The following is a 766-nucleotide window of genomic DNA, read 5'->3' on the forward strand; positions in this document are numbered from 1 at the left end:
GGGGAGTTGTACCCGGGGGTCCCGCCGCGCGGGCGGAACCCGTACGGCAGCGAACCCGGCCACACTCATGGAGCGCCGCATGCATGACGACCGCACCCTGGTCGAAGCCCGTCTGAGGCGGGTCCTCGACGAGCGCATCCGACCCGCCGTCCACCCCGAGTCCGTGCCCCTGGAGGTGGCGGTGTGGCACGCGCCGGGGGAGCCGGTCCCGGTCGCCGAGGGACTGGCCGCCGACGTCGAGCCGGTCACCGTCGGCTCCCGCTGGGGCGCGCCCTGGGGCACCAGCTGGTTCCGCGTCACCGGCACCGTGCCGGCGGAGTGGGCCGGGAAGACCGTCGAGGCGATCCTCGACCTCGGCTTCGACGAGAACATGCCCGGCTTCCAGTGCGAGGGGCTCGTCTACCGCCCGGACGGCACCCCCGTGAAGGGCCTCAACCCGCGCAACCAGTGGGTGCGGATCGGCGCCCCCGTCCAGGGCGGGGAGGAGGTCCGCCTGCACGTCGAGGCCGCCTCCAACCCCGTCGTCATGGGCCCCCGCCCCTTCACGCCCACCCCGCTCGGCGACCTGGAGACCGCCGGCCGCGACCCCCAGTACACCCTGACCCGCATGGACCTCGCCGTCCTCGACGAGACAGTGTGGCACCTGGTGACCGACCTCGAGGTGCTCGGCGAGCTGATGGCCGAGCTGCCCGTCGACTCGCCCCGCCGCTGGGAGATCCTCCGCGCCGTCGAACGCGCCCTGGACGCCTGTCCCTTCTACACATCT

At 73.8% G+C, this 766-nt stretch carries 1 pseudogene; it reads left to right on the forward strand.

Features of this window, described 5'->3' with window-relative positions:
* Window positions 1–79: 79 nt before the first annotated feature.
* Window positions 80–766 (forward strand): annotated as a pseudogene (locus CCN29_RS34525) (alpha-mannosidase); the annotation flags it as partial.

Origin of the sequence: Streptomyces pseudogriseolus, assembly GCA_002154585.1 — a bacterium.
In the GTDB taxonomy this organism is placed as follows: domain Bacteria; phylum Actinomycetota; class Actinomycetes; order Streptomycetales; family Streptomycetaceae; genus Streptomyces; species Streptomyces pseudogriseolus.